This window comes from Fibrobacter sp. UBA3718 (genome assembly GCF_002371935.1).
Lineage (GTDB): Bacteria > Fibrobacterota > Fibrobacteria > Fibrobacterales > Fibrobacteraceae > Fibrobacter.
The window spans coordinates 98354-111433 of sequence record NZ_DFHR01000018.1 but is presented as its reverse complement, the minus strand read 5'-3'; the positions used below and the strand labels follow the sequence as shown (position 1 = coordinate 111433).

Here is a 13080-nt window from a genome sequence, read left to right as displayed (position 1 = left end):
CGAATATAGCTTTTTTTGCCGTCACCCCTTGAAAATCGGCCGAAAATTAAGTAAAATTAGAGTCCCCAAGATGGGAAGATGGCCGAGCTGGCCGAAGGCGCGTCCCTGCTAAGGACGTATAGGACTTAATCCTATCGCGAGTTCGAATCTCGCTCTTCCCGCTGCAAAGGTCCCCCGGAGCAATCCGGGGGATTTTTGTTTTTGATATTTTACCGGCTTTTTGCATAAAAAACGCCGGTTTTTACGTATAAGTTATATATTTCATGAAAGTGCGGGGTAATAACCAGAATTTTTTTGAGGAGATTGTCAATGCGTAAGACCGTTCTGCTTTGCATGTCGGTAATCAGCGGATTGTTCTGTGGTTGCTATGACGGCGAAACGGAATGCTTTGATACGAGAGAATATTTGATAATAAATGTTTTGTCCGCTACAAATATTGATAGCGCGATAATCAATATAAACGAATCTCAAAAATGCTATTTGAATAAAATTCGGTTATATGTAAAACGGGAAGATGAAAAATTTTTTTATGATGATGGGATAAATAAAAAAGTAGCTGACATAGAGCATTGCGACTCAGCAGAAAAATGTCTATCGTGGCAATCTGCGGGATGTATTCTAGGTCATTCTGATAAAATTGACGTTAATGCAAATTACGTTTCTGTACTTTTGTTTGATGGCCTCCAAGAAAAAAACATCAATATTGATAAGCCGCTTTCTGGAAAAAAAATTATCAATATAATTCCAGCATCGGATACTGCTGAATGGTTTGGTTATAAGGAAAATCCAATAAGACCGTTTTTTGATGTGTTTGATTCACCGGCTTCATCGAATCGTGGCGGTTGCTATGACGGCTATTGCGTTGCGACGCTTCCAATTGTAGAAGAAGAACATTGCTACGACAAGTAAAAAGAGGTAATGTGGTGCAAAAGTTATCTATAATAAGCCTTGTCTTAACAACCGCAATTTGCGGATTGTTCTGCGGTTGCTATGAGGGTGTAGATGTTGAGTGCTTTGATTCAAAGGAATATATCTCTATTCACATATTATCTACTACAAAGATAGATAGTGCAGATATCTATTTAAATGGGGAGCAGGTGTGTCATATAAACAATGCATATCACTTTGTTAAGCCTGCAAGTAAAGAGTATTTTTATGACAAAGATTTTCATAAGGTGTTGACCGGTGAAGATCTTTGCGACTCGTTAGAAAAATGTCCTTCATGGTATAATTTGGATTGTTATTTAAGAAAACCTCCTGATAAGATCAGAACCCAAGATACCATTGTTTCTATGCACTTATTTGAAGAATTGCAAAAAAAAGAACAAAATATAATCATACCAGCTATGGGCGGGAATAATATCAATGTCATTTCTGAACAAGATTCAGTTATATGGTTTGGTTATAAGGACAATCCCATGATATCCTTTTCTGAAGATTTTAGGTCTCCGGCTTCATCAAATCGTGCTGGCTGCTATGATGGTTATTGTGTAGCAACGTTGCCAATAAAAGATAAGGAATATTGCTACGACAAGTAAAAAGAGGTAATGTGGTGCAAAAGTTATCTAAAATAAGCCTTGTCTTGGCAACCGCGTTTTGCGGATTGTTCTGGGGTTGCTATGACGGCGAAACGGAGTGCTTCCCTAGGGTGAGCTTGAATTTTATAACAAGTGAAAGGATTGATAGCGTTCAGTTTTATCTCAATGATGAAAGAGTGTGTAATGGCGGAAAAGGGTTCCTTTCGACAGATGAGATATGTCATTCTTCATTATCGGCAGATTTATTTGATGGCTTGCCCAAAGATTCAAACAAATGTTTGTCATCTGAGGAATATCTTTCATGGACGAATCTAGAATGCTTTATAGATGAAAAGGAATACAGAAGATCGCTGTCTTCATTTAATCTGACGCTAGGTATATTCTCGGACAAGGGAATACAGAAGATAGAAATGGATATGACATATCATACAAAAAATCGTTATATCATCATTTCAGAACAGGATACAACAAAATGGTACAGTTATTCTGAGCAAAGCGTAGTGTATGTTTATGACTATTATGGTTCGGAATCTACATGGGAAAGAATCGGATGTTATGAGGGTTATTGCGTTGCGATGAAGCCGTATTCGGAAATATTAAAAGAGAATTGCTACGACAAGTAAAAAGAGGTAATGTGGTGCAAAAGTTATCTATAATAAGCCTTGTCTTGACAACCGCATTTTGCGGATTGTTCTGGGGTTGTACCACCAGCGACGAATGTTCTGTTTATGATGATGCCATCAAAACGATGTTTTTCTATTCAGTAAATGATAATCGGTTATATGAACAATATGGGCAATCTATAGGGGATTATATTCCATATGATGAATCGGATGAAGAATCTATAGAGATTTCATTTACCTTGGACGGTGATACCATTTGCCGGTCGAGTGGATATGACGTAGGGACTTGGGCCATTGTCAATATCGAGAATTATTATAGTTATCCGTCTATTGTTAAGTACACATGTCGAGCGGGTGAATATTGCCACAAGTTAAAATCGTCAAAACGTCATGAACTGAAAATAAATGTCATCAAGAATAATTCCTTGGGCAAGGAACTGTATGCAGAGAGTATTGAGGTGAAATACAATTACGCATATGGGTTCTTTTTAGAGCGGGATATGGAACAGATTCAGAAATCATCTGATTCCGATATTGATTTCTCGAACAAAAAATGTGTGAATGGTATTTGTATGTTCTCGTACAAGAAAAACAATGGCGTTTGTAAAAGAGGAGTTTTGGGCGACGAGTGCTTTATAGAGCCATAGACACCTTTGTCAGTAAAATCATGCAGAAGATATCTAAAATATTCCTCGTCTTAGCAACCGCAATTTGCGGATTGTTCTGCGGTTGCTATGAGGGAATTGAGACGAAATGTTATGATTCAAATCGGTATGTATTTTTGAAAATTATATCTATGACAGATATTGATAGTGTTCATTTTTTTCTCAATACTCGGCGGGTCTGTGTGGTTGGATTAAGCGAAAACAAATACCAGTGCGACGATTCTACTCTAAAGGTTTCGGAGAATGATTGCCCCGTATGGAACGTTTTTTCCTGTGGTCTCGGTCCTTTGGAGAATGTTGATTTTGATTCAAGTAAGATGAGCATAGAGATTTTTATAAAAGGAGACATAAATAATATAGAGACGGACTTCACTGTAATTGGCGGGAATTATATTAATGTCATTCCCGAACAGGATACTGCTGAATGGTTTGGTTATGAGGAAAATCCAATAAGACCGTTTTTTGATGTGTTTGATTCGCCGGCTTCGTCGAATCGTGGCGGTTGCTATGACGGCTATTGTGTCGCAACGTTGCCAATTGTAAAAGAAGAATTTTGCTACGATTTATCCAATTAAAAGCATATAAATTATTAGCAGCAACTCATGCAGAAAAAGTCTAAAATATACTTCGCCTTGACAACCGCAATCTACGGGTTGTTCTGTGGTTGTTATTATGACGGCGAAACGGATTGTTTTCCGCCAGGAGCCAATTTTTATCTTAATTCGACATCGGATGTAGATAGCGTTCGTTTTTATTTGAACAGTGAACGAATATGTTATGAACGGTTGATTATTGAAGATGGACTATGTACAAATTGTGCCAAAATAAAAGGGAATCTTTTTGAGAATATAAGATGTCGAACCTCAGCCGAGGATGAGTCATATAGTTTTTTGTCATTTGGTGACGAGTTCATTGATAGTTGCGTTGCGTCGGAGGAGTTTCCTATATGGAAGACTTTTGACTGCAGAATAAATGAAAAAATGTATAAGAAGACGATTGGCTCGTCAAAGCTGAAGGTACATGTATTTTCGAGTAATAGAAGCGAAGAAATTGAAATAGGGATTAAAATTGCTGACGGAAATCACTATAACATAATTGCGGAACAGGATACAGCTGCGTGGTATAGCTATACCGCTGTTACTTTGAGGGATTATTTTGATTATTATGGGCCAGCAGATGCGTGGAAAAGGATAGATTGTTTTGACGGTTATTGTGTTGCGATATTGCCTATGGTTGACAAAGATGTTTGCTACGACAAATAAAAAAAGGACCAGTTCGGGCAATCCATAGGGGCCATATCCCATACGACGAGTGCTTTATAGAGCCATAGGTGTAAAAAAGGCCTTTTTTTGCGCGGGGTCACTTGTTTTCCGCGAAAAATTTATAGATATTACATGAGTAAATTGAACCAAGGAGTTTTTCTATGAAGACCAGCAGCTTTATTTCCGGACTCGCCCTCGGTGCCGTCGCCGCCATCGCCATCAACAAGAAGTTCTTCGGGTGCAAGTGCGCCGAAGGTGCCGATTGCGACAGCTCCGCCGTGAAGGACGCCGAGGAGACGGCCGAAAAGCTCCGCAGCTCCACCGACAGCCTGCTCGCCCAGCTGAGCAAGAGCAACGAGGAGAAGCACGAGTCCGAAGCCAAGGTGAAGGAACTCGAGGACAAGCTCTCAAACAAGGAGACCGAGATCGAGAACCTGAAGAACATCATCGACGCGAACAACGCGCAGACGAAAAAGCTCGAGGACGAACTCGAGCAGGTCAGGGCTTCCAAGTAGCGCCTGCGGATTATTCCGCGGAACTGGAACTGAGGGGAGACTTCTCCCACGAGGCGTTAGGGCCTTCTCTCCAGGCCTTCTCCCTTGCGGCGCTCACGCGAGCCTTGATTTCCGGGTCGATTCTCACGACCGCCTGCGCCCCGCTGAAAAAGCCCTCGGGACACTTTTTTTCTTTTTCGTCGTCATCCTTGTCCCGGAACATCTGCTCGATGAAGGAAGGTTCGTGCCAGTAGCCGTATTTCTCCGAACCCAGGATGACTCCGTCGCGTGACGCTTCGATGGACATCTTGCAGCGTCCATACGTGCTGCGGTAGACTGTGCACTCGCTCGTGTTCTCGCATTTCAGCACTCCGTTGACATAGAAGTCGTATTCGTCATCGTCGTCGGCCACGATGGTGACAGGTTGGATATTGACAGTCGAAAAAAAGACGGACGCGCAGCCGGTATGGAGCAGCGCACAGAATGCCAAAAGCGCGAGTATGGAAAGTTTAGCGGGTCTCATGATATTGAATATAGATTAAGCGTGGCCCGGCAGTACGCCCATTTGTATATAAAATAATGCGTTCCGTCGGAAAATGCGAAAATCACCCCTCCATGGAAAAAAAGACGGTCTAAAGCTTATTTTTTGCTTAAACCTATTGACTTTTGAGAATGAATTTTATAAAATTGAATTGTATACAATCAAATACGGCGAAACACCGTCAGCAACACCCACAAAAACGGAGGCTCATTATGGCAACCATCTATGATTTCACCCTCACCGACGGCAAGGGCAACCAGGTCCCGCTCGCAAACTTCAAGGGCAAGGTGATGCTCATTGTGAACACCGCGACCGGCTGCGGCTTCACCCCGCATTACAAGCCGATCGAACAGATGTATTCCGACTTCCACGACAAGGGTTTCGAAGTCATCGACATTCCCTGCAACCAGTTCAAGGGCCAGACCCCCGGCACCGACGAAGAAATCCACGAATTCTGCACGCTCAACTACGGCACCGAATTCCCGCAAATGAAAAAGTCCGACGTGAACGGCCCCGACGCTCTCCCGCTCTACACCTACCTGAAATCGCAGAAAGGTTTCGAAGGTTTCGGCTTTGGCGTAAAGGCCGCCGCCATGGCCGTGCTCCTCAAGAGCATCGACAAGGACTACAAGAAAAATCCCGACATCAAGTGGAACTTCACCAAGTTCGTCGTGGACCGCGAAGGCAACGTGGTCGCGCGCTTTGAACCCACCGCCGACATGGACGCCGTGCGCGCCTGTGTAGAGAAGTTGCTCTAGGAGCCCCCATGAACTGCCCCCAGCTAAAACTCGAAAACCAGCTGTGCTTCCCGCTGTATGCCGCGTCCAAGGAGATTACGCGCCGTTACGCTCCGTATCTGGAACCGCTTGACCTCACGTACACGCAGTACATTGTGATGCTCGTGCTGTGGGAAGAAAAAAAATGCAACGTCTCGGAACTCGGCAAAAAGCTGTTTCTCGATTCCGGGACGCTCACCCCGCTTTTAAAAAAGCTCGAAGCCAAGGGCTACATCCAGCGCACCCGCGAACAGAGCGACGAGCGCTGCCTCTCGGTAAGCCTCACCGCCGAAGGCGAATCGCTCAAGCGCAAGGCCGCAAGCGTCCCCAAGTCCATGGTCAGCTGCGTCAACCTCACCGATGCCGAAGCCAAGACCCTGTACACCCTGCTGTACAAGGTTTTGGAAGGGTTCAAGGAAGGGTGAGTTGTTTCGCTGTCGTTGACCTTTAGCCTTGACGTGGGGGTGCGCGTTGCCATGGCCGCAAATGTACATTTCGGTAGCGACATTTTTTGTCATTGTCTAAAGCTATATTTGTACCGTAGAGCAATCTTTTTACAGACAATAATCAAAAAAGTGTATTTCGGCAAATATGCTGTATAGAAATTAGTGATTTTAGGCATTTTCTAAAAAACAAAACTTGTGATTTTGGGCAAAATAGATTATATTTGGCTCAGAGAGGTAAATAAATGATGAAAACAGCCCCTGTTTTTGAACGAAAACTCTATCAAAAGATGCTCCAATGGAAAAAGGAGCGTGATGGCTCTACCGCACTTATGATAAAGGGGGCTCGACGCGTCGGCAAATCGACAATTGTAGAGCAATTTGCGAAACGGGAATACAAGTCTTACATTCTCATTGACTTTTCGAAGGCATCTTCGGAAATCATGGCTCTGTTTGACGACCTTTCGAACCTGGACTACATTTTTCTGCGGCTCAAAATTGCCTACCAGGTGGAACTGGAAGAACGCAAGTCCTGCATCGTTTTCGACGAGATCCAGTTGTGCCCTAAGGCAAGGCAGGCCATCAAGCACCTTGTCAAGGACCACCGCTACGACTACATCGAAACAGGCTCGCTCATATCCATCAAGAAGAACGTAAAAAAAATAGTCATTCCAAGTGAAGAAACCCGAATGGAACTTTTCCCGCTAGATTACGAGGAATTCCGTTGGGCTCTGGGCGACAGGGCCACCGCCAACCTGCTCAGGGAGGCCGTCGCCAAAAGAATCCCTCTCGGTAACGGGGGGCACCGGAAACTGATGCGGGACTTCCGGCTGTATATGCTTGTGGGCGGCATGCCGCAGGCGGTCCACGAATATATCCGGTCGAACAGTTTCAAGATGGTCGATTCGGTCAAGCGCGAAATCATAGAACTTTACGAAGACGACTTTTCCAAGATTGATCCAAGCGGCCGTGCCGCAAGCCTGTTCGACGCAATCCCCGCACAGCTTACCGGCAACGCCAAACGCTATCAGGTCAGTTCGGTGCTGCCCGGCACCAAGGCGGCCCGCGTTGAAGAAATTGTCGCGAACATGAGTGATTCTTCTACCATCGCACTCGCCTACCATGCAAACGACCCGAATACAGGCCTCGCCATGAACAAGAACATCAACTTTTACAAGATGTTCACCGCCGACACGGGGCTTTTCGTGACGCTCGCATTCAAGGACAAGGACTTTACGGACAACATCATCTACGAGAAACTCCTGTCGGACAAGACCAGTGCCAATCTGGGATACATTTACGAAAACGCCGTCGCACAAATGCTGCGTGCCGCAGGCCACGAACTCTATTACTACGCATGGCCCAAGGAGAACACGAACAGCAATTACGAGGTAGATTTTATCATATCGGAGAAAAGTAAAATTTGCCCCATCGAAGTCAAGTCGTCGGGCTACAAGTCGCATGCATCCCTTGATGAATTCTGCAAGAAATATTCACGCCGCATTGGCCGCCGCATTCTCGCATTCACAAAGGACTTTGCTGTGGACGGGAATACGGACTGCATTCCCGTTTACTGGATTCCGTTCTTGTCATGACGGGGCTGCACGACACATTCGGCGGCGCGATACTCGCATGGGTCAAGAGCCTCCGGCATGCGACACATGCCGGAGAAAATGCAAGAAGCCCGGATTTAGTCTCCATTCGCCACACGAAATCCAACTTGACTTCAATCGGCATAATCTTGAATTTTTGCCTCTCCATGAACGCGCTATTCGCCTTTTTTCCGAATGAGCCGTTTCGTAGTATGCATTTCCTTTTGCAGAAGGCGCATGCGCTCTTCCAACAGTTCCTTCGAAGGCAACGCATCTTTGATGCGGATGTTGTTGTATGTCGCGACCCCCATCGGCGTGCCCAGCCCACGGAAAGACCACTGTACATCGGTTGAATCCATGTTGGAACAAATCAACAGCCCGATTGTCGGATTGTCTTCGGGTGCCTTCAGCAACTCATCTACCGCGTTCACGTAAAAGTTCAGTTTGCCGACAAACTCCGGCTCGAACGGCTTTGCCTTCAGTTCGCAGGCGACGAAACAGCGCAAGCGGATATGGTAAAACAGCAGGTCGATTTTGCGGCTTCGTCGTAAATTTCGTGACCAACAGTAGCAAAGCCGAAATCGTAGTTCTCTTTCAGCACATCTTGAACCAGTTTGCTCTGCAAATCGGGCAGTTTTTCGGTAAAATTGTTGACAATCTTGCCTTGGTGGCTGTAAAGATCTGCCTTGATGCAGTTGATCAACGCAGCGCGGCTCATCCCTTGTTCCACAGTCTTTTTGATGTAAAACAGGGCCTCATCTACAGATTTGCATTTCGTGATAATTGCGATATGATGTCCCCAGGGAACGCCAGCAAAAAATGCAGGCATTTCTGCACCAGCTTGGTGCAGTTTTGTTTTCTCAAATTCTCTAACAGGTTGTTGGAGTTTTTCGCTTTCTAATTCTCCAACGGCCCGTTGGAGTTTTTGCACAGCCTCTTTCTGCGTGTAGAAACAGTACCATTTCTTCATAAACCACAGATTCGACACCGAAAATCCGTCCGCATCGGGAAAATCCCGCTGCATATCCAGGCTGAGCTGTTCCACGACTCCCGAACCCCAGCGCTCCTTAATCAGAATCAATATGGATATTGTGAGATTCAATCTTTCGATTTCTCATAAAAGACCTCTCTTTAGTAACAATACAAAGGCAAAAATACGCAGATGCACAACGTATGTTGAGCCTTATATTTCTAGTTTTTATGGGATGCTCTTGCGGTGCTGTTGGCTCTTAAAAGCCGCGGATGCACGTACGGGCGCATGGCCTATGCCGACTGTCGCAGGGATTGTCGTAATCTCAGGTTGAGCGCGCAAGAATGAATCTGCACACCCGTTCACTAAATATACATCCTCGCGCGGCCCCTGTCAAGAGATTTCTCGAAAATTAATTGTACCGAATTCGCCATAATCACCATGTCATTTTCTGTCGCGAACATTATCTATCTAATGTCGTGAATCCCGTAACATTAAAATCGGGATTGAAGAAAAACGTGTTCGTGCCCACTGTCACCAGTGGTGTCAAAATCTCTACGACACGAAGTCGATCAAGTCCAGATACATCATCCTGGTGTTCAACGACTGGCTTGAATCAACACGGAAGGCTTCTTTCTCGAGATTTTCGTCCGAATACAAAAAACGGAAACCGTTCTTTTGGTAAAAATTTATCGTTTCAGGCCTGTTGTAGGCATCGACAACCATAAAGCGACAACCAGTTTTGTTATCCGGGTGGATAAACCAGGAAATCAGGTAATCAATGACCTGACTCCCCAAGTGCAAGCCGCTGCGTTGGAACTGGCCGTTAACTCCCAATCGTCCAATCAGGAGCGCAGGATACGTACGCGTATGCTTTGCATTGGGCACCTTGCGTTCTAGGCGGTTCCGCGAAGACTTGGGAATCATTGTCGATTTGATGCTGTCATGCATCGTTCCGAAAGAAATCGTCTAGATCCTCATCGCCGCAGCAGAACGAAGACAGGTCGGTATTCTTGTCGATGGGGTAAAGGGTGCAATCAGATGCTAAACGGATTCTTTCCATTATGGGCCTCTCTGTAAGAACGTGCGCGGGCGGCCATCTCGTCGATTTGGGCGAAGGAAACTTTGAGCCCGAGACGACGCGGATTCTTTTCGTGTTCTTCGGCAGCACGAACGAACGACTCTGCCGTAGAGCCTGTAAGAACCGGGATATTTCTTATTTCAAGAGCCATAATACCCCCATAATCTACATTTATTTGCAGGTTCGGTCAACATCATCTATACCTCCGTCGGCACCAACAAGCATGAAATAGCGTCGTACTACAGTTTTTGCACATTTGAGCACTATTAAATATAGAATCATGTCAAACGATTGTCAACCCCTTTCCCGGACAAAATCGCAGCCCTCAAAAAGTCATTTTCTGTCACGAACATTATCTATCTTTCGGGGCGGAGGCACTATGGAACACGACACGTTCGGCGGCGCGATACTCGCATGGGTCAAGAGCGCAAAGGCGTTCCTGAAAGTCCAGGCGGGCACCGGCGACAACCTGCTCGAAGAAGACATTCGGGAAGGGTTCACCGACTATTGCCTATGGTCCACGTTCCGGCCGGAATGCATCGACACCGACGGCGAGCTTGACATGGAATGCCTGGACAGTGGCATGGTCCTGTTCAGGGAAAACAGCACCCCCGGAGAGGCGCTGGAATCGAGCTACCGGCAAGCCTTCGGCTCCGACTTCGACAAGGACGACTGCATCGTCATCCTGAGCGAAACGTAGTGGAGTCGAAGGATCCAGTGGGGGAAGCCTCCCCCTGCCTGCAGCCGCTTTGTCCGCTGGTTCCGCAGACTGTCATCCCCGCGACTTTCTCTCGTCATCCCCGCGCAGGCGGGGATCTCCTTTCCAATCCGCGTCCAAACCGTCTTCCGGACACCCCCTCTCCTAGGGGCTCCGCCCCTAAAACCCCGGATGCTGGAGCCGAGCCGCGGAAATTTCTGCATTACAACTATATTTCAGAATATGAGAAGAAATACAAAAGCAAATCACTCCTTTCCACAATGCTTAATTAAACAGTGGATAAATAACTCCGTTGATAAATATCCGAATGCATTGCAAATATGTGACAAAGAGCTCAATTTCAGAAGAAAAGAAGCACATAACATCTTCTTTGAGAAAAATCAGTATACGCAAAATACAGAAACACAAACAAGCAAGGATGACGATCTGCTTTTCAAATATATAAGGGAAATCGAAACTGCTGACAACATCAACGAGAAAGCAAAAATCTTTCAGGATATTAGTTTTTTGCAATTGACTTACAAACTCCTCTGCAGGACAAAAACCATAAACGATCTTTTTGTTAAAGAAACTTACGAGAACTTAACTTTTGCAAAGGATCTATATTCGCCCGAGAAAACTTTGCCAAACGGCTTTACTGCTTATAAGCTTTTGAAGCAGACCGTAAATTTCCATTTGTTGGTGGAGGGCAATGACGATTGGGCGAAAATAGATTACCATTTTATGGTTAACCGCACAAACAAAAGGTTTGTCCTTGCTGATAATATTAAGGATAAATTAATTCTAAGTCTTTCTCCAAATCTTTGTGTCGGCTATTCCTCAAATAGGCAAAATGGGGGCAGAATCTCTGTTTTCATCCATGAAATTGAAGATGATGGCTCTATTGTAAAATTGAATAAGAAAATGCTCGAAGACAGCGATAAATTCGTCGTTTTCTACCAAAAAAGCGATTTAGGGATAGTTTAGGGTTCATTTACGTTGAACCTAGACCCGAAGCTAGGTGTCAAGAAATGCTTTGTGTAAGGAAAAAATGATGAAACAGAATACCTAGAATAACAAAAAATGTATATTAATATTGAGGTATTATATGTTACTTATCTGTAAGTCGAGTCAATGAAAAAAGGCTGCTTTGAATGAAAAATAATTCCCTTTTCGCAAAAATGTTTGTTGTACGATTCCTTTTTTGAGGACCTTTGCGCTATGCCGATAAATGTTGTCGACTTGTTTTCTGGAGCAGGTGGATTGACGTGTGGATTCTCATATAAAATTGAGAATAATTCTTTTAAAAAAACTCGCGATTTCAATTTCATTTTTGCTAATGAATATAATGAACAAGCTGCAAAAGCCTTTGCTACGAATTTTAACGATATACACTTGATAAAAGGGGATATTGCTAAAATTACACAAAATACACTTAGTCTTGAAAATATTTCCTCCAACATTCCGGTTGATCTTATCATCGGCGGACCGCCCTGTCAGTCTTACAGCACTGTTGGGAAAAGGCAGTATGACCAAAGGGCGAAGATGTACCAAGAGTACACCAAAATGCTTCGTTTTTTACAGCCAGCCATGTTTATTTTTGAAAATGTGACAGGACTATTGTCTATGAGAAATGATAAGGGAAATCCTGTTATAGATGACATATCTGCATTGTTTGATCACATTACAGATTCGTTGGGGTATAGGTTATATAGAAAAGTGCTTAATGCGAAAGATTTTGGCGTGCCACAAAGCCGTGAACGTGTTTTTATTGTTGGATTAAGAAAAGATATTGATTATGAATGGAAATTTCCATCCCCAACACATGGCCAGGGATTAAAAGATTATGTAACGGTTGCAGAAGCTATTTCTGATTTGCCTCTTGTCAGATGTGGCCAGAAAAAAGAGAAGTATACAAAGGCAACAAAGACTGATTATCAGTTGCTGATGCGTGGAAATAGCGTGGAAATATACGACCATGAATGTGGAATCTATGGGGATCGAATGAACACAATCATAAAGGCCGTTAAAGAAGGAAAGGGACGACCATATATCAACGAGCTTGTTGCAAGTGGTATATTACCTCAGGAATGTCATTTAACGTCTGGATATAATAATACATATGGGCGTCTTTGGTGGCATAAGCCTAGCACGACAATAACCAACAGTCTTGGAACACCATCTGCGTTACGATGCATACATCCGTTGCAAAACCGTGCTCTAACTACAAGAGAGGGTGCTAGATTGCAATCTATGCCCGATTGGATGCGGTTCTATGGAAACAGGCATGAACGAAACTCACAAGTGGGCAATGCTGTCCCTCCTTTGCTAGCAATGGCTATTGCAGATGAAGTGAAAAAAATACCATTTCAGTCTTTCCGATAATAAGGGTAAATTG

Annotated in this window: 18 protein-coding genes and 1 tRNA gene; 14 read left to right on the top strand and 5 right to left on the bottom strand. The window is 44.3% G+C overall.

What is annotated here, in order from left to right:
- The first annotated feature begins 72 nt into the window (after positions 1-72).
- The 8 genes from B4A77_RS07030 (at position 73) to B4A77_RS06995 (ending at position 4603) form a co-directional block, all read left to right on the top strand.
- A tRNA-Ser gene (locus B4A77_RS07030) sits at positions 73-161 on the top strand.
- 148 nt (positions 162-309) lie between these two features.
- The gene (locus B4A77_RS07025; protein ID WP_290739507.1) at positions 310-909 is read left to right on the top strand and encodes a hypothetical protein; all 600 of its coding nucleotides are present in this window, start codon (positions 310-312) and stop codon (positions 907-909) included.
- Between the two features lie 14 nt (positions 910-923).
- Positions 924-1538 carry a hypothetical protein gene (locus B4A77_RS07020; RefSeq protein ID WP_290739505.1) on the top strand — a complete coding sequence of 205 codons (615 nt, stop codon included), beginning with the start codon at positions 924-926 and terminating at the stop codon, positions 1536-1538.
- A 14-nt stretch (positions 1539-1552) separates the two neighbouring features.
- Entirely contained in the window at positions 1553-2161 is a 609-nt protein-coding gene (locus B4A77_RS07015; RefSeq protein ID WP_290739502.1) for a hypothetical protein, read from the top strand.
- Positions 2104-2808 carry a hypothetical protein gene (locus tag B4A77_RS07010; RefSeq protein ID WP_290739499.1) on the top strand — a complete coding sequence of 235 codons (705 nt, stop codon included), beginning with the start codon at positions 2104-2106 and terminating at the stop codon, positions 2806-2808. Before B4A77_RS07015 ends, B4A77_RS07010 begins: the two co-directional genes overlap by 58 nt.
- A gap of 149 nt (positions 2809-2957) precedes the next feature.
- Positions 2958-3401, top strand: a complete 444-nt coding sequence (locus B4A77_RS07005; protein ID WP_290739496.1) for a hypothetical protein — start codon at positions 2958-2960, stop codon at positions 3399-3401.
- Positions 3402-3428: 27 nt separating this feature from the next.
- Entirely contained in the window at positions 3429-4088 is a 660-nt protein-coding gene (locus B4A77_RS07000; protein ID WP_290739493.1) for a hypothetical protein, read from the top strand.
- Between the two features lie 161 nt (positions 4089-4249).
- Positions 4250-4603 carry a hypothetical protein gene (locus tag B4A77_RS06995; protein WP_290739490.1) on the top strand — a complete coding sequence of 118 codons (354 nt, stop codon included), beginning with the start codon at positions 4250-4252 and terminating at the stop codon, positions 4601-4603.
- A gap of 10 nt (positions 4604-4613) precedes the next feature.
- Here the strand turns inward: B4A77_RS06995 and B4A77_RS06990 are convergent, their stop codons facing one another.
- Positions 4614-5105: a hypothetical protein gene (locus B4A77_RS06990; protein WP_290739487.1), complete on the bottom strand. Its 492-nt coding sequence runs from the start codon at positions 5103-5105 to the stop codon at positions 4614-4616.
- 230 nt (positions 5106-5335) lie between these two features.
- On the opposite strand from B4A77_RS06990, the gene B4A77_RS06985 reads away from it, so the two are divergent.
- The 3 genes from B4A77_RS06985 to B4A77_RS06975 all read left to right on the top strand — a co-directional run bounded on the left by B4A77_RS06985 (position 5336) and on the right by B4A77_RS06975 (position 7937).
- The gene (locus tag B4A77_RS06985; RefSeq protein WP_290739484.1) at positions 5336-5881 is read left to right on the top strand and encodes a glutathione peroxidase; all 546 of its coding nucleotides are present in this window, start codon (positions 5336-5338) and stop codon (positions 5879-5881) included.
- 8 nt (positions 5882-5889) lie between these two features.
- The gene (locus B4A77_RS06980) at positions 5890-6324 is read left to right on the top strand and encodes a MarR family winged helix-turn-helix transcriptional regulator (RefSeq protein WP_290739481.1); all 435 of its coding nucleotides are present in this window, start codon (positions 5890-5892) and stop codon (positions 6322-6324) included.
- Positions 6325-6587: 263 nt separating this feature from the next.
- A complete protein-coding gene (locus B4A77_RS06975) occupies positions 6588-7937 on the top strand; it encodes an ATP-binding protein (RefSeq protein ID WP_414654939.1) in 1350 nt (449 codons plus the stop codon).
- 173 nt (positions 7938-8110) lie between these two features.
- Here B4A77_RS06975 and B4A77_RS06970 read toward each other — a convergent pair whose 3' ends face one another.
- The 4 genes from B4A77_RS06970 to B4A77_RS06955 all read right to left on the bottom strand — a co-directional run bounded on the left by B4A77_RS06970 (position 8111) and on the right by B4A77_RS06955 (position 10136).
- On the bottom strand, positions 8111-8440 hold the full coding sequence (locus tag B4A77_RS06970) for a PDDEXK nuclease domain-containing protein (RefSeq protein WP_290739478.1): 330 nt from the start codon (positions 8438-8440) through the stop codon (positions 8111-8113).
- A complete protein-coding gene (locus tag B4A77_RS06965) occupies positions 8413-9015 on the bottom strand; it encodes a DUF1016 N-terminal domain-containing protein (RefSeq protein WP_290739475.1) in 603 nt (200 codons plus the stop codon). The genes B4A77_RS06970 and B4A77_RS06965 overlap by 28 nt, the downstream gene beginning before the upstream one ends.
- Before the next feature lie 444 nt (positions 9016-9459).
- Complete coding sequence (locus B4A77_RS06960) at positions 9460-9855, bottom strand: GNAT family N-acetyltransferase (protein ID WP_173354244.1); 396 nt, start codon at positions 9853-9855, stop codon at positions 9460-9462.
- Positions 9856-9941: 86 nt separating this feature from the next.
- Positions 9942-10136: a hypothetical protein gene (locus B4A77_RS06955; protein WP_073058087.1), complete on the bottom strand. Its 195-nt coding sequence runs from the start codon at positions 10134-10136 to the stop codon at positions 9942-9944.
- Positions 10137-10364: 228 nt separating this feature from the next.
- Between B4A77_RS06955 and B4A77_RS06950 the strand changes: the two genes are divergently transcribed.
- The 3 genes from B4A77_RS06950 to B4A77_RS06940 all read left to right on the top strand — a co-directional run bounded on the left by B4A77_RS06950 (position 10365) and on the right by B4A77_RS06940 (position 13067).
- Complete coding sequence (locus B4A77_RS06950) at positions 10365-10685, top strand: hypothetical protein (RefSeq protein ID WP_290739472.1); 321 nt, start codon at positions 10365-10367, stop codon at positions 10683-10685.
- Between the two features lie 240 nt (positions 10686-10925).
- Positions 10926-11669, top strand: coding sequence for a hypothetical protein (locus B4A77_RS06945; protein WP_290739469.1), 744 nt, complete (start codon positions 10926-10928; stop codon positions 11667-11669).
- Between the two features lie 234 nt (positions 11670-11903).
- Entirely contained in the window at positions 11904-13067 is a 1164-nt protein-coding gene (locus B4A77_RS06940) for a DNA cytosine methyltransferase (protein WP_290739465.1), read from the top strand.
- Positions 13068-13080 lie beyond the last annotated feature (13 nt).

Coding starts and splice junctions, on each gene's coding strand:
- B4A77_RS07025 (WP_290739507.1), top strand. CDS start 310: ATGCGTAAGACCGTTCTGCTTTGCATGTCGGTAATCAGCGGATTGTTC.
- B4A77_RS07005 (WP_290739496.1), top strand. CDS start 2,958: ATGACAGATATTGATAGTGTTCATTTTTTTCTCAATACTCGGCGGGTC.
- B4A77_RS07000 (WP_290739493.1), top strand. CDS start 3,429: ATGCAGAAAAAGTCTAAAATATACTTCGCCTTGACAACCGCAATCTAC.
- B4A77_RS06995 (WP_290739490.1), top strand. CDS start 4,250: ATGAAGACCAGCAGCTTTATTTCCGGACTCGCCCTCGGTGCCGTCGCC.
- B4A77_RS06990 (WP_290739487.1), bottom strand. CDS start 5,105: ATGAGACCCGCTAAACTTTCCATACTCGCGCTTTTGGCATTCTGTGCG.
- B4A77_RS06985 (WP_290739484.1), top strand. CDS start 5,336: ATGGCAACCATCTATGATTTCACCCTCACCGACGGCAAGGGCAACCAG.
- B4A77_RS06980 (WP_290739481.1), top strand. CDS start 5,890: ATGAACTGCCCCCAGCTAAAACTCGAAAACCAGCTGTGCTTCCCGCTG.
- B4A77_RS06975 (WP_414654939.1), top strand. CDS start 6,588: ATGATGAAAACAGCCCCTGTTTTTGAACGAAAACTCTATCAAAAGATG.
- B4A77_RS06960 (WP_173354244.1), bottom strand. CDS start 9,855: ATGCATGACAGCATCAAATCGACAATGATTCCCAAGTCTTCGCGGAAC.
- B4A77_RS06955 (WP_073058087.1), bottom strand. CDS start 10,136: ATGGCTCTTGAAATAAGAAATATCCCGGTTCTTACAGGCTCTACGGCA.
- B4A77_RS06950 (WP_290739472.1), top strand. CDS start 10,365: ATGGAACACGACACGTTCGGCGGCGCGATACTCGCATGGGTCAAGAGC.
- B4A77_RS06945 (WP_290739469.1), top strand. CDS start 10,926: ATGAGAAGAAATACAAAAGCAAATCACTCCTTTCCACAATGCTTAATT.
- B4A77_RS06940 (WP_290739465.1), top strand. CDS start 11,904: ATGCCGATAAATGTTGTCGACTTGTTTTCTGGAGCAGGTGGATTGACG.